Source organism: Shewanella sp. 10N.286.52.E4 (assembly GCF_041468785.1).
Classification (GTDB): domain Bacteria; phylum Pseudomonadota; class Gammaproteobacteria; order Enterobacterales; family Shewanellaceae; genus Shewanella; species Shewanella electrodiphila.
This window is the reverse complement of the sequence record NZ_JBFRJJ010000016.1, coordinates 50702-71050: the sequence shown is the minus strand read 5'-3', so window position 1 is coordinate 71050 and position 20349 is coordinate 50702. Positions and strand designations below refer to the sequence as shown.

The following is a 20349-nucleotide window of genomic DNA, read 5'->3' as shown; positions in this document are numbered from 1 at the left end:
CGCTTATGCTAGATCATTTCAAGTTTCACCTTACCAAACCAATAACTGTCAATAACCTCGGTTCAAACTCCTCAGTTCAAACTCCTCAGTTCAAACTCCTCAGTTCAAACACCAGTAAATCAGAGACATAAAAAAACCTGAATCACTTTGCAGTCATTCAGGTTTTGCTTAACTCACAGAAAATAATTTATTTTTTGCGGCTATTAATGTGGCTCATTGCGCGTTTACGGCGACGCTCTTGACTAATGGTTAGCTTTTCATGGCGGCCTTCAAATGGATTAGCTCCCTCTTGAAAGCGGATTTGAATTGGGGTACCCACAACTTTCAATGAACGACGGAAGTAGTTCATCATGTAGCGCTTGTATGAATCAGGTAACTTACTTACCTGATTACCATGCACGACAACGATTGGTGGGTTATAACCACCAGCATGGGCATACTTAAGCTTCACACGGCGACCATGTACTAATGGTGGCTGATGATCGTCTTGTGACATTTGCATAATGCGGGTCAGCATTGACGTACTCACACGACGTGTCGCACTGTCATACGCTTCTTCAATAGATTCGTACAAGTGACCAACACCAGTTCCGTGTAATGCTGAAATAAAGTGAATACGGGCGAAATCAATAAAGCCTAAACGGCGATCTAATTCACTCTTAACACTTTCTTTAAATGACTGGTCAAGGCCATCCCATTTATTCACAGCAATGACGATTGCGCGGCCCGCATTCAATGCAAAACCTAATAAGCCTAAATCTTGCTCAGAGATACCATCTTGCGCATCAATCACTAGCAATACTACGTTAGAATCTTCAACCGCTTTCAACGTTTTAATCACCGAGAACTTCTCGATAACTTCATGTACTTTTGCACGGCGACGAACACCAGCAGTATCGATTAATACGTATTGACGACCTTCACGTTCCATTGGAATGTAAATACTGTCACGAGTCGTACCTGGTGCATCATAAACAACCACACGCTCTTCACCTAAAATACGGTTAGTCAGTGTTGATTTACCCACGTTAGGCTTGCCAATAATCGCAAGTTTAATCGGTAAGTTTTGTAGACGCTCTTGCTCCGCTTCGGCTTCTTCTTCGGTGTATTCACGAACTTCTTCACCGTCTTCATCAGCATCTTGACGAGTAATCCCCATCGCTTCAGCATAAGGAGCCAGTGAATATTCAATCATATTGGTCACGCCGCGGCCTTGCGCAGCTGCCATTTGATAAACTTCACCTAAACCCAGCGACCAAAACTCAGCGCAAGCTGAATCAGCGTCAATACCATCAACTTTGTTGGCAACAACAAAGGTGGTTTTATCACGGCTACGTAAATGTTCTGAAATCGCTAAGTCAGCAGAAGTAAGACCTGCGCGCGCATCAGTTAAGAATAATACGACATCAGCTTCTTCAATCGCAGCAAGCGACTGTTCAGCCATTTTGGTTTCGATCCCTTCTTCAGTGCCATCGATACCACCAGTATCAACCACAATAAATTCGTAACCAGATAAAAACGCACGACCATATTTACGGTCACGTGTTAAACCAGGAAAATCGGCGACAAGCGCATCTCTTGTGCGAGTAAGACGGTTGAATAAAGTTGACTTACCAACATTAGGTCGCCCCACCAGGGCCACTACAGGGATCATGATTTTGCCTCTAAAAACTTTTAAATAAAAAGCCCCCGGAACACACTTCCAGGGGCTCTAATAAGGTTTACTGGTTAATTTATGGCAGGATTACAGTAGCTAGCTTCCCGCTGCGACCTTGCACATAAACTTTGTCTCCAGCCACTACCGGCTGCGAGAATAAACCATCACTATCAACCTCAACTCGACCAGCGACTTCGCCAGTGCTGCGATCGATAAAGTGCAGATAACCTTCAAAGTCACCTACAACAATATAAGAACCAATAACTGCAGGAGAAGTTAAACCACGGTTTGTTAACGTAGTATTACTCCAAAGTTCTAAACCATTTCGTCTATCTACTGAGTAAATACGACTATGGTCATCAACGACATAAAGTCCAACCCCTGCTGCGGCGAGTTCATTAAAGCTTGAGTACTTACGTGTCCAAACAACACGACCCGTTCTAAGCTCCATTGACACCAAGTTACCATTGTAACTTACCGCGTATAAATTATCGCCCAAAATTAACGGTGTCATATCCACATCAGCCATACGAGTAAACTCGTTACCACCAGTTGGAGTAAACACAGCTTGTTCCCAAGCCACTTGACCGTTATTTTTAACAATAACTGATATTTTACCATCAGCAGTCCCTAAGAAGAAACCGCCTGAGTCATATGCCGCTGAACCTGTACCGCGAAGGGTTAGGTTTGGCAGTTGCATTTCATGAGTCCATAACTTGCTGCCATCTTCAATTGAAAATGACTCAAAGTTACCATCACTGGTATGCACAGCGACTGAATCTTCAGACACTGTTGGCAATGATAATAATTCGCCGCTTGCAATAGCATGCCAAGCCGTTTCACCGGTTTTAGCATCAAGCGCTACAAGCAATCCTGACTCGCCACCAATAAAGACTTTATTACGGCCAACGGTTACGCCTGCAGCAATACGGGCTTGTCTGGTATTAGCTAGCGCAGTATCTTTAAATTCTGACGCTAAATCTTTACGCCAAGCGACCTTGCCAGTTTCTTGATCGTACGCGATAACAGTACCGTTACGATCAGCCACATAGACGTGACCATAAAAAACAGCAGGTTTAAGTTGTGAGTAGTAATCACCCACACCATTGCCTACGCTGACTTCCCAATTTACCTCAGGAAATACTGTTGCTTGGATTTCAGTTAGTTCTGTTACAACTTCTTCTTCATTATCGCTTGAAGAACAAGCAGATAGCATAGCGACACTTAAGCCCGCAGCTAGCAAGGTTTTGCATAAAGACTTCATTCGGCTAATTCCTTATGCCTTGTTTAAATTGTCTAGCTTCATTTGTAGAGCAGGGCTTGATAACGTGCCGCCATTATCTACCGCTGCTTGATAAGCAGATCTTGCTTTATCCATGTCGCCTTGACGCACTAAGAAGTCGCCTTTTAACTCGTCACGTTGCGCATTGAACGCTTCATCATTCACTTGTTCTAAAGTTGCTAATGCAGTGCCTAAGTTACCTTGCTCAGCTTGAACACGTGATAAACGTATCGTTGCTAAAGATGCTAGTGAAGCACCTGGGTTAGCTGCAATAATTTTAGTGAAGGCTGCTTCAGCTTTATCTAGCTCACCAGCTTCAACAGCCGCTTTAGCAGACATTAGTTCAAGCAATGCTTGATAACCTTGTTGATCATGTTGCTGACCAAAGTCGCTTACTGCAGCCATCACAGCTGTGCTGTCTGTACTATTAGCAGTAATGCTTTGGAATGCTTCAGACGCTGCTTCAGCATTTTCAATTTTTACGTCAGAATAGTAATTCCAACCGTATAATCCACCTAGACCTACTACCGCACCTACAATGATTGAGCTGCCGTAATCTTTCCAGAACTGCTTAATAGCATCTACTTGTTGTTCTTCTGTGCTATAAATATCCACGCGCACTTCCCCTTTCTATTCAGTTCTGTTTATTAGCTATCAGCTAATATTAAAATAATGATTTAATCGTGGTCGCCAAATCGTCTCGGGCAACCAAAAGTTGTTCGTTCTTATTTCTCAATGGCTTAACTGCAACCTGTTGGTTCTCAATTTCGTTCTCACCAATGATTAATGCATACTCAGCACCACTTTTATCAGCACGCTTCATCTGCTTTTTAAAGTTACCGCCACCACAATGACTCATGACTTTAAGCTGTGGCAGGCTTTGACGCAACTCTTGTGCAATTTTAATTGCTTCAACTAAACAGTTTTCACCCATTGCTGTGACATAAACGTCAACAACTGGGGCAACATCTTTGTTTAGTTCAAGGGTTTCTAGCAGTAATACAATACGTTCAAGACCCATTGCAAAACCAACTGCTGGCGTATCTTTACCGCCTAATTGGCCGACGAGTCCATCATAACGACCACCTGCTAAAACAGTGCCTTGAGAGCCTAAGCTATCCGTCACCCACTCGAAAACAGTGCGGTTATAGTAATCTAATCCACGAACAAGGCGAGGATTAACTGTGTATTGGATTCCAACAGCGTCTAAGAGTTCACATAAGGTTGAAAAATGTGTTTTCGACTCTTCACCTAAGTACTCCATCAATGCTGGCGCATCGGCTAACAAAGCTTGAACTTGTGGTGATTTTGAATCTAATACACGCAGCGGATTTGAATACATACGGCGCTGTGAGTCTTCATCTAATTGTTCTTTATGTTGCTCAAGAAACGCAATCAGTGCATCACGGTAGGCCGCGCGCTCAGCTGGATCGCCTAACGTATTTAGCTCTAACTTAACGTGTTCAGTAATCCCAAATGATTCCCAAAGACGCGCTGAAAGCATTAATACTTCAGCGTCAATATCTGCACTTGGAATGCCGTACACTTCAACACCAAACTGGTGGAATTGACGGTAACGACCTTTTTGAGGACGTTCATGGCGGAACATAGGGCCCATGTACCATAAACGCTGCTCTTGGTTATAAAGTAAGCCATGCTCATTACCAGCACGTACGGTAGAAGCTGTACCTTCTGGACGTAAGGTTAAGCTGTCTTCGTTACGATCTGCAAAGGTGTACATTTCTTTTTCAACGATATCGGTCACTTCACCAATTGAACGTTTGAAAAGATCGGTTGATTCAACAATCGGAGTACGAATTTCGCTATAGCCGTATGCGCTCACAGTAGAACGGATAACCGATTCTACTTTTTGCCATAATGGGCTTTGCGTTGGCAGAATGTCATTCATTCCGCGAATTGCTTGGATCTGTTTAGCCACGTTTTGCCTACTTGTGTTAACTCGCCGTCGTATCGTGTTCAAAATAAAATCGTTTTGTTCGATTTAAAATCGATGACCGAGGACTTAAATTAATCTACATGCCTTACACAAAAAAACACCTACCATCGCTGGTAAGGTGTAATTGTTGTCTAAAACAAACTTATTCTGTTGCGTCTTTAATATCGATTCTGTTTTGCATTATCGCTGCTTTCGCACGAATCTTAGCTTCTAACGAATCCACTAAATCATTGTTATCAAAGCGCTCTTTTTGACGTTTCCCGTCATCATAATAACCACTTTTACCATGGCTACCGGTTAAACCAATATCTGAAACTAGTGCTTCACCAGGGCCATTTACCACACAGCCAATGATAGAAACATCCATTGCTGTGGTAATGTCTTCAAGGCGCATTTCAAGTGCATTAACAGTGTTGATCACATCAAACTCTTGACGAGAACATGATGGACACGCAATGAAGTTAATACCACGGCTTCTGATACGTAGCGACTTTAAGATATCAAAGCCCACTTTAATTTCTTCAACAGGATCCGCTGCTAACGAAATACGTAAAGTATCACCAATACCTTCAGCCAGTAACATGCCTAAACCAACTGCAGATTTAACCGAACCCGCACGCGCTCCGCCCGCTTCGGTTATGCCTAAATGCAATGGTTGCTTGATTTGTTTGGCCAGTAAACGATATGACTCAACCGCTAAAAACACATCAGAGGCTTTTACGCTGACTTTAAACTGGTCAAAATTAAGACGGTCTAAAATATCCACATGGCGCATTGCTGATTCAAGTAAAGCTTCAGGTGTCGGCTCATGGTATTTATCCATTAGATCTTTTTCTAATGAACCACCGTTTACCCCTATGCGAATTGGAATGTTTTTATCACGCGCACATTCCACAACGTTACGAATGCGTTCTTCATTACCGATATTGCCAGGGTTAATACGTAAACAATCAACCCCATATTCAGCCACTTTTAGTGCGATTCGGTAATCAAAGTGAATGTCTGCAACAAGCGGAACATTGACACTTTGTTTAATCAACTTAAATGCTTCAGCTGCATCCATTGTAGGAACTGAGACACGAACAATGTCTGCACCTACTTTTTCAAGTGCACGAATTTGTGCCACAGTCGCTTCAACGTCAGTCGTTTTGGTGTTCGTCATCGACTGAACTGCGATAGGCGCACCATCACCGATAGGAACATCGCCAACATAAATACGGCTTGAAGGGCGGCGAATAATAGGAGATTCGTTATACATAATCTGTTGCTCTACTGCTTACTTAATTACAATTAACATTACACTCTAGGTAAGGTTAACCTAGCCACACGGCCTTCGGAGAAATCAGCTAAACTGATGTCTTCGCCATTAAATTTAATCGTTACAACTTGCGGGGCACCTAAAATAAGCTTGAACGGTGCAACGCCTTTAGCTTCAACAATTCTGCTTGAACCTTTAACGCCATCAACCAGTGTTTTACCAGTTGCATCAACCACGTTAACCCAACAATCAGCTGTAAAACTCATGCTCAATGCATCATTTGCAGCTAGTGCATCTGTTTCATTTGAAACTACAGGTTCATTGGTAAGCTCAGTTGCTGCGTCAGAAGTTAATGCACTGGCAGATTGCAAAGTCTCGTCGACATTGTCTTGCGCATTATCCAAGGAGGTTGTCAAAGCTTGAATATTGTTCTCTATATCAGATTCATTCGCTGACGGTTCCACATAAGCCAGTTTAGGGTCAATTTCTGGCTCTAATAAATCTTCAGTTTGATTTACCTCAGTGACACTTGCCGCAGCAACTTCTTCAGCGGTAGGTTTTGATAAATCAATCCCACTGAGTAATGAATCTTTTTGTACCCACCAAACCACTAACAGTGCGAGTAATGCGAAAATGATTAAGTAAGTTACTATCGTTAAACGACTATCACGAGCTTCACGAGTCGTCTTACGAGAAAAACTTTGCATTGCCGCTGTTTCGTCCGGTAATTGTTGGGCAAGACATTGCTGCAAAGCATTAGCATCTGCCTCAACGTATTTGGCATAATTTTTTGCATAGCCGCGCGCATAAGTTGCCGATGCAATATTATCAAAGTTATCGTTTTCAATATCTTCAATGATGCCAGGACGTAAATGTAGCTGTGTTGCTACGGCTTCAACTGATAAGCCTTTTGCTTCACGCGCTGTCCGTAACAGCATCCCAGCGGTTGAGACTTCTTCTAGTAAGTCAATTTGGTCAGCATCATTCCCATCTGTATGGGTGTTTTCGTTTTTATTATTTGTCATTAATGCAAAGTAGCCCTGTATTCTTTCGCTTGTTCTGAAGCAGGATATTTGGCGATTAACGTAATGCCATAGCGTTGAAGCGCTTCATCATCTGCTAACTCACGCGATATTTTAATTCCTAAAGCTAAACTTTCAGGCGTTTGCTGCGCCACACGATGAAACCGCTGTAAATTGGTTTTAGCCGCATCATAATCACTTTCTGCGATAGCTAAATCAATCAGCTCCATCAATGTAGATTGTCTTCTTGGATCGTAACGCAATGCACTTTCAAAGTACTGCTTAGCCTTTTCAGGTTCACCAGCAGAAAGACTGCACACACCTAAATTTTCATAGCTTGATGCGGTGCGGGTATATTCTTTTGCTTCAATCGCATTTTTAAACATGACTTCGGCTTGACTGAATTTATCTTGTTGACATAAAAACACGCCAAAGTTGTTCATCGCATCACCCGTAGCATCGCTGGTGTTAATGGCTTTGCGATAAGATTCTTCTGCGCGTACTACATCATCAACGGTTTGATAGTAATAAGCCATAGCGGTATGCACTGCGCTTAATTGCGGTGCATAATCAACTGCACGATTCAAATTAAACTTTGCCTGTTCCATGTTGCCACGTTTTAAATAGGTCAAACCAAGCTGCATTCTTTCTTTCGCAGCTGAAGTTTTATCCAATGTCCTTTCAGAAACTGGAATATCTGTACCACTATACGTTCTTTCTGTAACACAACCCACTAAAGGTAATGATAAGGCAACAATAAATAAAAACTTCGGCAATCCGTGCATACTTCTTACGCCTATTAATCTATACAAACAAAGAGTTAATCCATTGTGACCGAAATAGCACTTTCTTGCATGCGTTTTTTCGCCATACGTTTAGTTCGGTCACGAATATCACCCGCTAATTGACCGCAAGCAGCATCAATATCGTCTCCGCGAGTCTTACGTACAATTACGGTTAACCCATATTCCATCAATACTTTCGAGAAACGGTCAATCCTAGAATTAGAAGAACGACCATATGGTGACCCAGGGTAAGGGTTAAATGGAATTAAGTTAATTTTACACGGTGTATCTTTCATCAACTTAGCCAGCTCATGTGCTTGGTCTGTGCTGTCGTTGATATGATCTAGCATGACATATTCTACGGTCACGCGACCACGGTTGGCATTTGACTTGGTTAAGTAGCGACGAATACCCGCAAGAAACTCTTCTAATGGGTACTTCTTATTCACTGGCACTAACACATCACGCAATTCATCATTTGGTGCATGAATACTTACTGCAAGTGCAACATCTATCGCATCACCTAACTTATCAAGCGCGGGTACCACACCTGAAGTTGATAATGTTACCCGGCGTTTTGATAAGCTAAAACCAAAATCATCCAGCATGATGTCCATCGCAGGGATGACGTTGGCTAAATTCAATAACGGCTCACCCATGCCCATCATCACAACGTTAGTGATAGGACGATCACCGGTATCTTTATGGAAACCTAAAAATTCTGATACACGCCAAACTTGGCCGATGATTTCAGCCACGGTCAAGTTACGGTTGAAGCCTTGCTGACCTGTTGAACAGAAAGTACATTCTAGTGCACAGCCTACTTGCGATGATACACACAAAGTCGCTCTGTCTTCTTCAGGTATATAAACCGTTTCAACTTCTTGGCCTTGGCCTACATTAATAGCGAACTTAATCGTGCCATCATCTGACTTTTGGAAACTGGCAATTTCTGGCGCGACCACTTCACACTTACGCGATAATTTAGCGCGTAATGCTTTGTTAATGTTGTTCATTTCTTCGAAGTCGCTAACACCAAAGTGATAAAGCCATTTCATCAATTGATCAGCACGGAACGGTTTTTCGCCCATTTCGGTGAATAACGCTCTCATTGCCTTTCGATCAAGATCCAATAAATTGATCTTTTTTTCACTCATGTTGTCTAACCTCAAAAAAACCTAAAACCTGCTAGCGGGCGGCGAATTATACAGATCCTTACAAAATTTCGCCAGTGTCACTGCATTAAAGCTTTGATACTTTCACGACTGTGCTAAAATTTCCGTGGACTAATATTGGTCTGCCATATGGAGGTGTAATTCCACCTTTATGATAACTCTTATCATTATAGTATTTATCGCCATTGCAATCTCATTTCTTTGTAGTGTTTTTGAAGCGGTATTACTGTCTGTTACCCCTAGTTACATTGCCAACTTGGCAAAAACTAATCCAAAAGCTGCAAAACGGCTTGATAAACAGAAACAAAATGTGGAATCACCACTGGTTTCTATTCTGACATTAAACACCATAGCTCACACCGTCGGCGCTGCAGTAGCAGGCGCACAGGCAGCAAAAGTTTTTGGTGATGAAATGCTCGGCGTATTCTCTGGTGTGCTTACCTTCTTGATTTTATTCTTTTCTGAAATTATTCCGAAAACATTAGGTGCAAACTATTGGCGCTCTTTAGCCTCTCCGGTTTCGCTCATTTTAGTGTGGATGGAAAGAGCCACTAAACCGTTAATTTGGATGTCATCACAAGTGACAAAGTTAATGGGTAAAGGCGACGAAGGACAATATATCCGTCAAGAAATGAGTGCGATGGCAGAAATTGGCCGCCAATCAGGTGAGCTAGACAAGCAAGAATCTGCGATTTTAACGCAAATGCTGTCAGTGAAAGAAATGCCAGTATCTGCAATCATGACCCCAAGAACTGTGATGTTCAAATTACCGATACATTTATCTCAAGGTGAATTTGTCACGCAATTCTTAGCTAAGCCTTTTACCCGAATTCCGGTATATCAGGATGACCCAGATAATATTATCGGCTACGTTAACCGTAATAATATCATTCAAGCAGAACGATATACGCCTAAGGAATCTATCGGTGTATTGAAAAAGAACCTGCTAGTGATACCTGAGACGGCTAAGATATTACCGATTTTCGAATTAATGATTAAGCGCAATACCAAAATTGCCATGATTGTTGATGAATATGGTTCTGGTGAAGGTATTGTTACCTTAGAAGATATTGTTGAATCCTTACTAGGCTTGGAGATTGTCGACTCCAATGACCCCGTCACTGATATGCAACAATTAGCTCGTAAGTTATGGAGCACTCGCATGAAGCATAAAGGCATTGTATTGTCTGATGATGGTGAGTTCTCTAAACAAGATACGATGGTCGCTGAACAAGCCAAACAAGGTGCTCAACAAAACAAGAAGCCTCTTGTCAAGCCAGTCAGTGAACCACTTACTAGAGATAAAAAATCGAGTGATAAAAAGCTGTAAATAAACACGACATAAAATGGCTTTTATACAAACATTGATTCAAATATAAAGGGAGCATTGCTCCCTTTTTTGACCAAAAAATATCTTTACTGCGTACATCACAGGTGAAAACGAACAGAGTCGAGTTTGTAACCTAGCAAGGGACTCCTACAATCTTTCTCCCTTGTAAATATAGAGGAAATGATGCCGAAAAATTACACGCTAATGCTCGCTCATATCAATGATACCCACTCAAATTTCGAGCCAAGCAAAATTAAATTTAATTTGTCAGTTGATGGCCAAGAGTATCAAGCTGAAACCAAAACGGGTGGTTATGCTCGCCTCTGTTACCAAATAGAAACTGCCAGAAAAAAAGCCCATGATGACCAACAAGCATTTTTATTTCTTCATGGCGGTGATAGCTTTCAGGGCACGTTATATTTTCGTGAGTTTAAAGGTGCTGCCAATGCGCACTTATTAAATATGTTAAACCCTGATGCCATGGTGTTGGGTAATCATGAAATTGATGCGGGTAACAGCCCGGTTTTAGCCTTCTTAAATCGAATTGAATTTCCACTATTAGCTGGCAATATGGATTTAAGTCAGGAAGTCACCGATAAGGAAGGTCGATTAAAAGACCATCCCATGTTGCTTGACTATGATCCGCAGTTAAAGTGCGCCAAGGTGCTGTTAAAACCTTTCTATGACAAAAAAATTGCCATTGTCGGTATCACCCTTGATCAAATGCCATTAATTGCGAGACCCGACCCCGACACTCACTTTATTAACGCTATTGATACTACAGTCAACACCGTGACTATGTTGAAACAGCAAGGTATTGACCACATTGTCATATTAAGCCACTTAGGGCTGGACCAAGACCGTGAGTTAGCCGAAAAAGTTGACGGAATCAGTGTTATTGTTGGTGGTCACTCTCACACACTGCAAGGCAATTTTAGTGACCTAGGCTTAAGCCACACAGAATACGCAGAAGTGATAAATCACACCCCTATCATTCACGCAAGTAAATATGCGGAAGTGTTGGGGCTTGCTGAAATAGAGTTTGACGTTCAAGGCAAGTGTACTGCCATTAATGGCGATAACTACTTTATGCTCGATGAGCAGGTGGATGTTTCATTCATCCCAACTGAGGCGAACGCGGCTAAGCAAATCACGTCTGAACAGATTGCCAAAGTGACCAAACAGTTACAATCCCACTCTGGTGTATTAGGCGATGAAGCTAATCAAGCAGTACACGACACTATTATGCGGGATTATCGCCCTGCGTTAAACGCCCTCGAAGAGCAAGTACTCGCCCATATTCCACGAGATTTGATCCACACTCGACTGCCCAGCAAGCACTTCCCCCATGGCAGTGAAATCGCGCCTTGGGTGTGCCGTAGTATGTATAAAGCCACTAAATTATCTGAGCCAGAATTAGACTTTGCATTACATAATGCCGGCGGCGTAAGGCAATCATTAAATAAAGGTAACTTATCCGTCGCTGATGTACTCGGGCGAATATTACCGTTTGAGCTGCCTTTAGTTAAATACCAAATCCAAGGCCAATACTTATATCAAGTGCTAGAGTCGTCGATTAATGCTGCCACTAACAATGGCGTCACTGGCACAGGTGCTGGCAGCTTTCCGTATACTTATGGGATTAGATACTTCTACGATGGGAAGTTAGAAAAAAATCAACGCATTACCCTTATCGAAGAATATCGACAAGGGCAATGGAGTGAGATAGACAAAGATAAGCTGTATATCGGCGTTTCAAGTGCATACACCGCCGCAGGAAAAGAAGGTTATGACGCATTACTCAAGGCGCACTGGCAACAAGATTTGCACACCATGACCTTGCCAGAAGCCTTTGTCGATTTTGTATCTCAACATGGCAATTTAATTGAAAACCCATTACAACCTAATGTGTATTATATTAGCCATCGATAAAATACAGCCTTAGATTGAGCCATTAAAAATTAAGCTTAACTAAAAATAGAGATGCATAAGAAAAACGATACATTAGCCAAGATTAATATTATTTATGATAATGTAGACTTCACAAATCTGCAGCTGATCACAGACCCTGTGCTAGCTTCATGATTTAATAATGTATCTTTATGTGGATTCATGACTTGAATCATTGCAAATATTAGCCTAATCAAATAGGAAACAATTTCATGAAAGCAAAATTAATCAAATTAGCAGCGGCTGCAACATTAGCATTAGGTGTTTCTTCAGCTTGGGCTGCTGGTATCATGCACCAAGGCGAAGTATTAGACACAATGAACAGCGGTGGCTACACCTATGTACAAGTTAAAGGCGAAGACAAAACTTTCTGGGCTGCTGGCCCACAAGTTGACATTACTAAAGGCGACACTGTTAGCATGAACGAGCAAATGTGGATGAATGATTTCACCAGCAGCACGCTAAACAAAACCTTTGAAGAATTATTATTTGTAGGCAAAATCGAGAAAAAATAACTCGCTTTAGTTTCAAATAAACGCATAATCGGCTAATTATCATTAGCCGATTTTTTTTGGTTAAATGTTCCAGTGGATCATTGATAATGACATTTAAACCTTGTGATAATTTTATGAACTCAACATCCGAATCTACCTATGAGTAACCTTTTTCCCATTGTTCAGTTTAAGCCAAAGTTTGCTGAAAAAGTCAGTCAATTAGTTCACCTTAGTGTTCAGCACATTGACCATCCTCGCTATAGCCATGAGCAATTAAACGCATGGTCAACAGCCCCTCGTTCAAGAAAACACTGGCAACTGAGATTGCAGCGCAGTCAAAGCTGGGTAATGCTCAGCGATACTCAACAACGCGAAACAGAGGATATCGTGGGGGTTATCAATGTGGAAACCGATTTTCATCATCGAGGCTACATTGATAGTCTTTATATATCGCCATTGTTACAGCGACAAGGGTTGGCAAATCGGCTTTATCAAACTCTGGAATTATGGGCCCAAGCACAAGGCTATACATCACTGAGTGTCGATGCATCTTACTTATCGAAAGGCTTTTTCCTTAAGCAAGGTTTTAAACAAATACAGCCAAGCTATCAAATCACTAAAGACCAAGTCATTAATGGCTTTTATATGACCAAAAGCCTGCTGAAATAATCTAATACTCAACTAACATAAAACGACAAACTCACTTTTTAAGTAATGGCTGCAGCATTTCTTCTAGGCCATTCAATTTCACTTCATACATTAACGCTAACTGCTCGCCCAATTTTCCCTCAGGAAAACCTTTGCTATGAAACCAGACTAAATAAGGTTCCGGTAATTCCAATAGTTTTCTGCCAGCATACTTACCAAATGGCATTTTTTGATTAATTGCTTCTAAAAGTAGTGCTTCATTCATCTAGATTATATTCCAACATTTTTTATCACATTATACTTTGGCTATATTCATTTGGCTTGATAATCGCCAATAAAATAGATTAACTCATCCTACAGCTTAGAGATTCTCGAAAATATATATATGAGCTAGTATCGATTTGAGCAAGTATCGATTTGAAAAAATACAGCTTTGAGTTAGCACAGCTTTGAATTAGCACAGCTTTGAGCTAATACAGCTCATGTTTACTGCAACAAACTCACTAAATTATTGCTGTTTGGTTAACGCTAAACAAGCTACATGAGAAGATCCACATTGATAACTGCATTTTTATCTCTATTTTAAATATAACATTTAGAAATATAAACCAACCCTATAATACTTTTTAGCTATTAAATAAGCTTGTTCGCCTATCCATTTTTCTGTGTAATTGAATCACAAAATGACAGCGTCAATGTTTTAACGCCCTAAACCACTCAATATCAACCAATTCACCTAACCAACTTTGGCTAAAAACCAATCAGTCAAAAAGCCGCCAATAATGCTGATAAGTCAAAAAGACACCTGCGAGTCAAAACGGCCTTATCGTCAATTTACCGCCAATTGACCTGTTACAACTCACCACATAAAGTTAATAGCATAAAGGTTAAATGTTACCTAAGGTTTAACCGAAAGTTTGGCTAAGTATTACTGCAACGAGTGTTTATAAAGTGGTTCTCGTTGCCCCATCAGGAGATGTAAAGATGATCATATTAGTCGGTGGAGAAAAAGGCGGTAGTGGCAAAAGTTGCCTTGCACAAAATGTCGCTGTATTTCTCGCAAAAGATGCTAAAGCAAGCATTATCATGGTTGATTGTGACCCACAAAGAACCACGTCAGACTGGATCCAAGCAAGAAACAATAATCCTGAACTTCCTGCTATTAATTGCGTGCAATTATACGGAAAAATACGCAACGACTTACTTAGTCTCGAGCAACATTATGATTACGTCATTGTCGATTGCGGCGGACAAGATAACTTAGCCCTTCGTGCGACACTTTCAGTGGCATCACATGCCTTAATGCCATTACGCCCTAAACGTCGTGATTTAAAGACCGTTGAACACATGGACGATATCATCGCAACTTGTAAGATGATTAACCCTAAAATGAAAGCTTCATTTGTTATCACCCAGTGCCCAAGTTTACCTAATCAAGCCGGTCGAATTTTTGAAGCAAAAGAAGTGTGCAACACTTTCGATATCAACGTGCTTGAAGCAATCACTTACAGCCGAAACATTTACGATGACAGTGAAGAATCTGGTTTGTCAGTCATTGAAATAGACCCTAGCGGAAAAGCAGCTAACGAAATTCGCAATATTGCCTGCGAATTGCTGGAAGTTGAGAATGCAGAACAACTTATCCAACAACGTAATGATGCCGGAAACGTTACGCAGCTGAGGGGGACTTATGGGGCTAGCAGATCTCAAGAAAAACGTTACGCCATGTAAAGCACAATTTTCGCCGCAGATGTCGGTTGATGACTTTATTGAAGCAGCAAACTTGTATGCCATGGGGAAACCACAGCGTCATACTCTTTCGCACGATGATTCTAATAAACACGCAATGGAACAATTATTTGCGTTAACCGAAGCCAATGAACCGCTAAATGCAGACTCAAACAAAGGGAAACCAAAGCCGTTCAGAAGAGCCACATTTACATTAAGTGAAGCAGCAATTGAGCAATTAACCGCCATGAGCTTGAGTAGTCATTCAGCTAAATCTAAATTGATCAGACAACTGATCCAGCAACACTTTTTGTTATCAGAGCAAGAACAACGAGCAATTGAAACTGACATAAACATCAAATAATCAGCAAATTAAAGGAATCTACATTTAAAAAATAAACTGAAAATACTAGGGCCTGTTGATCTTTCAAGGTTGTTTTTGCAGCGAGTTGTTGGACATTTATACAAGGCAGAGACTTTGTGGTGTAGTTATTCTACATAAAAAGTCGATAACGCAGTAAAAATGACCAACAAACGCTGCCCAAAGGGTTCGACTAAAAGCGCTTTACTCTTTGTTGGATGCATCTTTGTCAATAAAAGGGGCTTAGATGAATAGGCATCAACTCATCCGCCTCGATTAAAACGCTTTTATTTCGAACAAAACTTAACCAGCAAAGATCAACAGGCCCTAAGCATTAACCCAATAATTAATTTGAGTAACGCACTAAAAAAATAAAAATCCCTCCCCCCTCTTTGCTGGCATCAACTTTTGTTGATTGCCAGTTTTTTTATGACTAATTTACACTAGCTTTATTAGCTATATCTAAACTTACCCTTGAAAATCATACTTAGTCGCCCAATAACCTATTTAAGCTTATTACTTATTAACGAGGGCATATGTTTGCACTATTGGCTTTGATCATTGTTTCAATTATTGCCATTGGCCTTATTGTGTCCAAGCCAATGCGAACTCAGCGTCATAGAGAAAAAATCACGCTGCAACCATTTCCTAAAGCGTGGCGAAACATACTTAAGCGTCGATTCCCTTATTTCAAAGCGATGCCAACCGATCTTCAACTGCAACTTAAAAAACACATTCAAGTGTTTATTGCAGAAAAGGAATTTGTTGGCTGTGACGGCTTTGAGATTACAGATGAAGTCAAAGTCACCATTGCGGCTCAGGCATGCTTACTACTGCTGAATCGTAAAACGAACTTTTACCCAAAACTGAAACAGATTTTAGTATATCCATATGCCTTTATTGTCGAAAAAAGAGGCACTGACTTTGCTGGAGTTGAATCTAATCAACGTAATGTTTTACTCGGTGAATCATGGGGGAATGGAAAAATTATATTATCCTGGAAAAGCACTCTTGATGGTGCCGCAGATCCATTTGATGGTCAAAACGTCGTGATTCATGAATTCGCACATCAACTCGATCAAGAAAATGGCCAAGCGAACGGTGCGCCACCTTTGCGAGACATTACAGATTATTCAACCTGGTCGAAGGTGTTAGGTCAGGAGTTTGAAAACTTACAACACTGTGCAAAACAACAAGTCCCCTCATTGTTTAACTATTATGGCGCGACTAACCCTGCTGAGTTTTTTGCCGTTATTAGCGAGACCTTCTTTGAAAAACCCCATGAATTTTACCAACGACACAATTTGCTTTATAAAGAGTTAAGCCAGTTTTATCAGCTTGACCCCATCAACTGGCACTAGTGCCATACTGAGTTGATTTAGTATAAAAATACAACAAGGAATTTCCATGCAAAAAGCGCTTCTTACCTTTCTATTAACCAGCAGTTTATGGGTAATGTCATCACTTCCAGCAGAAGCCAATGACACGATTTCAGTTGAGTCGAGACAGCAAGCCAATACTTTATTAGATAAACTCCATCAAGATGCCAGTGATGCTAATTGGGATAGCTACTTTTCACTTTATGATGAGAAAGCCGTTTTTCTTGGTACCGATGCGACTGAGCGGTGGGATATGAGCCAGTTTGCAGGTTATGCAAGACCCACTGATGGATGGCACTATGAAGTTAAATCCCGCCAGTTACTACAATTTGACAATACCATCGTATTTGATGAGTTACTACATAGTGCAAGTTACGGTTTATGCCGCGGTACAGGTGCATTGCAACTCACTGAAAATGGTTGGAAAATTGTGCAATACCACTTAAGCATTGCTATCCCTAATGAAAATGCTAAAGCCGTAGCCAAGCTTATAGGGGCAGGATAATAGGAGTAGATTAATAGTTGCTGGTTAATAAGCCCAGAATACTATTTGTCATGATGGCCAATGGCATTAACCCGTTGGCCATCATTATTGGCAGTTTTGTTAATAGCCTTAGTTTACGGCTTTAATTTATAGCTTTAGTTAATAGCCTTAGTTTATAGCTTGGGCTTATTCTGCACTATAAAACTGCTTAGCAATGATACGTACTATCTCGTTTTTTAACCATTCAGGCCCATAATCATTCATATCGTTGTGTCTGGCTTTTTCAATCGTGACTACAGAAATATTTGCTGCATCTTCATCAACCCTAGGAAGCACACCTTCATCTGCAGGATAATCACTTGCTCGTATAGATAACACTTCAATATCAGGACTTCTTGGCAGAGCCACTCTGCGATGATCTAACGTAATAATACGAGCAATATATTGCACCTGTTTATTTGTGCTTTTGTTTGCCCCTGCACCATTTAGCTTTGATTTGTTGCTAACAACACCGTAATCAGCTAACCAAGCTGAAATATCGCCGCCATTAGAGTGACCCACCAGGGTGATATGATTAAAGTCATAGTTTGCATAATGATGAGCTTCAGCATGAAGCTCATCTCCGCTAAAGTACTCGTGAATGAAATCCAAAGTATTTGCGCCGCGCTGCCAATTTTCAGATCGTGTTTCCATAAATGGCTGAATACCTGATAACGAAGGATCTGACGGTAGCTCATGACGAACCGCAATAACTAGCGTGCCATGTTGCTGAAAGAAATGGCTAATGAATTGATAATCAGTATGCAACAATCCATACCCAGAACTTAGAATAACCACAGGGCATGGTTTATCTGGCGTACAAGCGAACTTAGATGCAGGATTATATAACTCAACAGGAATTAATCTATTTCGAGCAGTATCCATAATCTCAAGTGCTTGAGAAGCTTGTGGTGGATTAAGCGTTAATTCAGACGTTGAAGCTGTGAGGCGAAATGAGGTAATAAGGCTGCACAATAAGCTGCAGCACACTATAAAACGGTAAAGAGTTGAACGACTACAAAAGGAATTAAAGCCATTATTTGAAAGCATTTTCATGTTTAAAAGTAATCTCATTTGTAAAACTAAGTTCGAGTGTAAAATCAAGCTCATGTGTAAAACTAAGCTCATGTGTAAAACTAAGCTCATGTTTAAGCAGTTTCACAACAGTAATCCCCATCAAAAGAACAACCACTGTAGGTAAAATGCGTAAAACACAAACCTGTTGATATGTGAGTTTAAGTGAATATTTGTTACTTTACCGTAAGCCCAAAGCAAAGATTGGCCAATTGAGTTAAATGACAAAAGCTATCAAAATCTTGTTGAGTAAGCAGCCTTGCAGAAAATTGTTTGTCCGCATAAAACAAACCAATCGCTTTATCATTAACGACAATGGGCGCAACCATAAAACCATGTTTAAACTGGCTTAAGTCAAAATCTGAACCAATAAAAGCATCCATATCAGCAGGTGCTCTTTCATCAAACTCGTGCAACCACTTCGCCTTTTTACTGTTTATGCTTTGCAAAAATGGATTACTGTCGCCTGACATTTCAATTAAAAGTTGTTGCTTGAATTTATCCGCATCATCACCAAAAGCAATCCGTGGTGATAGTTGTTTTCGATTAGGAGACAGTAACATCACTGCGCAGCGATCAACTCCTACACCGTCTAAAACCCCTTCTAAAGTTGTTTGCACAACTTGATTAAAATCGGCTTTGTGAATCGCAAACTCTGTCAGCTCACGTAATTTTTTCAGCTGAAGAACCAAATTAGCTTCCCTAAATTGCTGTAAAGGTTCAGGCTTATCTAATGTCGATATTATTTCTGCTGTATCTGGCAAGTGTTGAACGAGTTCAATGGCTCCATAATCTTCAGCTAAACGTATCGTTGCTTCAGCACAGCGACTCAGTCGCGCTTTACATTGCTCTAAACTGATATTTTGAATTTCAGCAGCGGCAGTTAATAATTCATTTAGCTTTTCAGCATTTACATGGGGCTGATTCAAAGCATCTGTAATTTCGTTAGCTAAAAATATACTGCGAATTTCAGGCATTCTTTCATCAGGGTGTGACAAAGATGTGGTGAGCACATCCCCTAAGCCCCAAGCTCTAGCAATGCTTTGCGTTAACTGCGAGAACGAGGTACCAAGTTTTTCCCTGACGATAACTTTCTGCTGCTTAGGCGAGTCACACGCTAATAAGGCTTGATCTAAATGATCAACAAAATCACCGCCAATACTCCAAAAAGCACTTTCACCGATTCGATATAATAAAGAGGCGATAAACACCTCTTCACGCAAGGCTTCATCATAATCTTTGAGCATCACTCTCGAAATCATTGCTGACTGAAATGAGTGCGCCATCAATTTGATTAAACGCTGATAAACAGATTCGGAAAGGTTATGATTTTCTAAAAGACTCGTTAGCAGTTTGGCGGTAATGCAGATATTACGAATGGTATCAAAGCCGAGCACGACTGCTGCACGGCTAACTGTAGTTACATGGCTAGTACCTTTATTATAAATAGCACTATTGGCAACCCGTAAAATACGCGTGGTTAAGGCATTATCGTGCATAACACTTCGACCAAGAGACGCTAATGAAGACACATCATCCTTAGCAAGTTTCTCTAAGTCTCTAATAGTGGAACATAAAGCAGGCATTTCTTGATCACTAATACGTTTAGTCCAGTAATCGACACCTTTTGTTATGGGTAGTGAGGTTTTCAAGTACATACTCATCAATTATGACAGTATTTTTACTATAACCTTTTAATAACAATAAACTCATTATTTTTTGCAAA

General features: G+C 40.8%; 19 protein-coding genes and 1 pseudogene. 8 read left to right on the top strand and 12 right to left on the bottom strand.

Annotated features, from left to right (window positions below; translation table 11 throughout):
• Positions 1-187 precede the first annotated feature (187 nt).
• The 8 genes from der to AB4153_RS08730 form a co-directional block, all read right to left on the bottom strand.
• Positions 188-1654, bottom strand: coding sequence for a ribosome biogenesis GTPase Der (gene der, locus AB4153_RS08765; protein WP_371997075.1), 1467 nt, complete (start codon positions 1652-1654; stop codon positions 188-190).
• Between the two features lie 79 nt (positions 1655-1733).
• A complete protein-coding gene (gene bamB / locus AB4153_RS08760; RefSeq protein ID WP_102528859.1) occupies positions 1734-2921 on the bottom strand; it encodes an outer membrane protein assembly factor BamB in 1188 nt (395 codons plus the stop codon).
• Positions 2922-2933: 12 nt separating this feature from the next.
• The gene (locus AB4153_RS08755) at positions 2934-3554 is read right to left on the bottom strand and encodes a tetratricopeptide repeat protein (protein ID WP_102528860.1); all 621 of its coding nucleotides are present in this window, start codon (positions 3552-3554) and stop codon (positions 2934-2936) included.
• A 49-nt stretch (positions 3555-3603) separates the two neighbouring features.
• Entirely contained in the window at positions 3604-4878 is a 1275-nt protein-coding gene (gene hisS / locus AB4153_RS08750) for a histidine--tRNA ligase (RefSeq protein ID WP_102528861.1), read from the bottom strand.
• A gap of 160 nt (positions 4879-5038) precedes the next feature.
• Positions 5039-6154, bottom strand: coding sequence for a flavodoxin-dependent (E)-4-hydroxy-3-methylbut-2-enyl-diphosphate synthase (gene ispG / locus AB4153_RS08745; RefSeq protein ID WP_102528862.1), 1116 nt, complete (start codon positions 6152-6154; stop codon positions 5039-5041).
• A 38-nt stretch (positions 6155-6192) separates the two neighbouring features.
• Positions 6193-7179, bottom strand: coding sequence for a RodZ domain-containing protein (locus AB4153_RS08740; RefSeq protein WP_371997073.1), 987 nt, complete (start codon positions 7177-7179; stop codon positions 6193-6195).
• A complete protein-coding gene (gene pilW / locus AB4153_RS08735) occupies positions 7179-7961 on the bottom strand; it encodes a type IV pilus biogenesis/stability protein PilW (protein WP_102528864.1) in 783 nt (260 codons plus the stop codon). The genes AB4153_RS08740 and pilW overlap by 1 nt, the downstream gene beginning before the upstream one ends.
• 35 nt (positions 7962-7996) lie before the next feature.
• Positions 7997-9118 (bottom strand): bifunctional tRNA (adenosine(37)-C2)-methyltransferase TrmG/ribosomal RNA large subunit methyltransferase RlmN, encoded by a 1122-nt coding sequence (locus tag AB4153_RS08730; RefSeq protein WP_102528865.1) that lies wholly within the window; start codon positions 9116-9118, stop codon positions 7997-7999.
• A 169-nt stretch (positions 9119-9287) separates the two neighbouring features.
• Between AB4153_RS08730 and AB4153_RS08725 the strand changes: the two genes are divergently transcribed.
• The 4 genes from AB4153_RS08725 (at position 9288) to AB4153_RS08710 (ending at position 13579) form a co-directional block, all read left to right on the top strand.
• Positions 9288-10466: a CNNM domain-containing protein gene (locus AB4153_RS08725; RefSeq protein ID WP_371997071.1), complete on the top strand. Its 1179-nt coding sequence runs from the start codon at positions 9288-9290 to the stop codon at positions 10464-10466.
• Positions 10467-10649: 183 nt separating this feature from the next.
• Entirely contained in the window at positions 10650-12398 is a 1749-nt protein-coding gene (locus tag AB4153_RS08720) for a bifunctional UDP-sugar hydrolase/5'-nucleotidase (RefSeq protein WP_371997069.1), read from the top strand.
• 230 nt (positions 12399-12628) lie between these two features.
• On the top strand, positions 12629-12931 hold the full coding sequence (locus AB4153_RS08715; protein ID WP_102528868.1) for an NrfJ: 303 nt from the start codon (positions 12629-12631) through the stop codon (positions 12929-12931).
• Positions 12932-13069: 138 nt separating this feature from the next.
• Complete coding sequence (locus AB4153_RS08710) at positions 13070-13579, top strand: GNAT family N-acetyltransferase (protein ID WP_371997068.1); 510 nt, start codon at positions 13070-13072, stop codon at positions 13577-13579.
• A 31-nt stretch (positions 13580-13610) separates the two neighbouring features.
• Here the strand turns inward: AB4153_RS08710 and AB4153_RS08705 are convergent, their stop codons facing one another.
• Complete coding sequence (locus AB4153_RS08705) at positions 13611-13823, bottom strand: DUF3820 family protein (protein WP_055025682.1); 213 nt, start codon at positions 13821-13823, stop codon at positions 13611-13613.
• Between the two features lie 719 nt (positions 13824-14542).
• Between AB4153_RS08705 and AB4153_RS08700 the strand changes: the two genes are divergently transcribed.
• Both AB4153_RS08700 and AB4153_RS08695 read left to right on the top strand, forming a co-directional pair.
• Complete coding sequence (locus tag AB4153_RS08700; protein ID WP_102528870.1) at positions 14543-15289, top strand: AAA family ATPase; 747 nt, start codon at positions 14543-14545, stop codon at positions 15287-15289.
• Complete coding sequence (locus AB4153_RS08695) at positions 15249-15650, top strand: CopG family transcriptional regulator (RefSeq protein WP_371997067.1); 402 nt, start codon at positions 15249-15251, stop codon at positions 15648-15650. Before AB4153_RS08700 ends, AB4153_RS08695 begins: the two co-directional genes overlap by 41 nt.
• An 8-nt stretch (positions 15651-15658) precedes the next feature.
• Here the strand turns inward: AB4153_RS08695 and AB4153_RS08690 are convergent.
• A pseudogene (locus AB4153_RS08690) lies at positions 15659-15871 on the bottom strand (hypothetical protein).
• A gap of 312 nt (positions 15872-16183) precedes the next feature.
• On the opposite strand from AB4153_RS08690, the gene AB4153_RS08685 reads away from it, so the two are divergent.
• Together AB4153_RS08685 and AB4153_RS08680 are read left to right on the top strand one after the other, a co-directional pair.
• Positions 16184-17008 carry a M90 family metallopeptidase gene (locus AB4153_RS08685; RefSeq protein ID WP_102528872.1) on the top strand — a complete coding sequence of 275 codons (825 nt, stop codon included), beginning with the start codon at positions 16184-16186 and terminating at the stop codon, positions 17006-17008.
• A 46-nt stretch (positions 17009-17054) separates the two neighbouring features.
• Positions 17055-17531: a nuclear transport factor 2 family protein gene (locus AB4153_RS08680; RefSeq protein ID WP_102528873.1), complete on the top strand. Its 477-nt coding sequence runs from the start codon at positions 17055-17057 to the stop codon at positions 17529-17531.
• Between the two features lie 165 nt (positions 17532-17696).
• On the opposite strand, the gene AB4153_RS08675 is transcribed toward AB4153_RS08680, so the two are convergent.
• Both AB4153_RS08675 and AB4153_RS08670 read right to left on the bottom strand, forming a co-directional pair.
• The gene (locus AB4153_RS08675) at positions 17697-18434 is read right to left on the bottom strand and encodes an alpha/beta hydrolase (RefSeq protein WP_371997066.1); all 738 of its coding nucleotides are present in this window, start codon (positions 18432-18434) and stop codon (positions 17697-17699) included.
• Positions 18435-18799: 365 nt separating this feature from the next.
• Positions 18800-20275: an HDOD domain-containing protein gene (locus tag AB4153_RS08670; RefSeq protein WP_371997064.1), complete on the bottom strand. Its 1476-nt coding sequence runs from the start codon at positions 20273-20275 to the stop codon at positions 18800-18802.
• Positions 20276-20349 lie beyond the last annotated feature (74 nt).

Coding starts and splice junctions, on each gene's coding strand:
- AB4153_RS08730 (WP_102528865.1), bottom strand. CDS start 9,118: ATGAGTGAAAAAAAGATCAATTTATTGGATCTTGATCGAAAGGCAATG.
- AB4153_RS08695 (WP_371997067.1), top strand. CDS start 15,249: ATGGGGCTAGCAGATCTCAAGAAAAACGTTACGCCATGTAAAGCACAA.
- AB4153_RS08700 (WP_102528870.1), top strand. CDS start 14,543: ATGATCATATTAGTCGGTGGAGAAAAAGGCGGTAGTGGCAAAAGTTGC.
- ispG (WP_102528862.1), bottom strand. CDS start 6,154: ATGTATAACGAATCTCCTATTATTCGCCGCCCTTCAAGCCGTATTTAT.
- AB4153_RS08675 (WP_371997066.1), bottom strand. CDS start 18,434: ATGGATACTGCTCGAAATAGATTAATTCCTGTTGAGTTATATAATCCT.
- AB4153_RS08740 (WP_371997073.1), bottom strand. CDS start 7,179: ATGACAAATAATAAAAACGAAAACACCCATACAGATGGGAATGATGCT.
- bamB (WP_102528859.1), bottom strand. CDS start 2,921: ATGAAGTCTTTATGCAAAACCTTGCTAGCTGCGGGCTTAAGTGTCGCT.
- AB4153_RS08680 (WP_102528873.1), top strand. CDS start 17,055: ATGCAAAAAGCGCTTCTTACCTTTCTATTAACCAGCAGTTTATGGGTA.
- AB4153_RS08710 (WP_371997068.1), top strand. CDS start 13,070: ATGAGTAACCTTTTTCCCATTGTTCAGTTTAAGCCAAAGTTTGCTGAA.
- AB4153_RS08725 (WP_371997071.1), top strand. CDS start 9,288: ATGATAACTCTTATCATTATAGTATTTATCGCCATTGCAATCTCATTT.
- AB4153_RS08715 (WP_102528868.1), top strand. CDS start 12,629: ATGAAAGCAAAATTAATCAAATTAGCAGCGGCTGCAACATTAGCATTA.
- AB4153_RS08720 (WP_371997069.1), top strand. CDS start 10,650: ATGCCGAAAAATTACACGCTAATGCTCGCTCATATCAATGATACCCAC.
- pilW (WP_102528864.1), bottom strand. CDS start 7,961: ATGCACGGATTGCCGAAGTTTTTATTTATTGTTGCCTTATCATTACCT.
- der (WP_371997075.1), bottom strand. CDS start 1,654: ATGATCCCTGTAGTGGCCCTGGTGGGGCGACCTAATGTTGGTAAGTCA.
- AB4153_RS08685 (WP_102528872.1), top strand. CDS start 16,184: ATGTTTGCACTATTGGCTTTGATCATTGTTTCAATTATTGCCATTGGC.
- AB4153_RS08705 (WP_055025682.1), bottom strand. CDS start 13,823: ATGAATGAAGCACTACTTTTAGAAGCAATTAATCAAAAAATGCCATTT.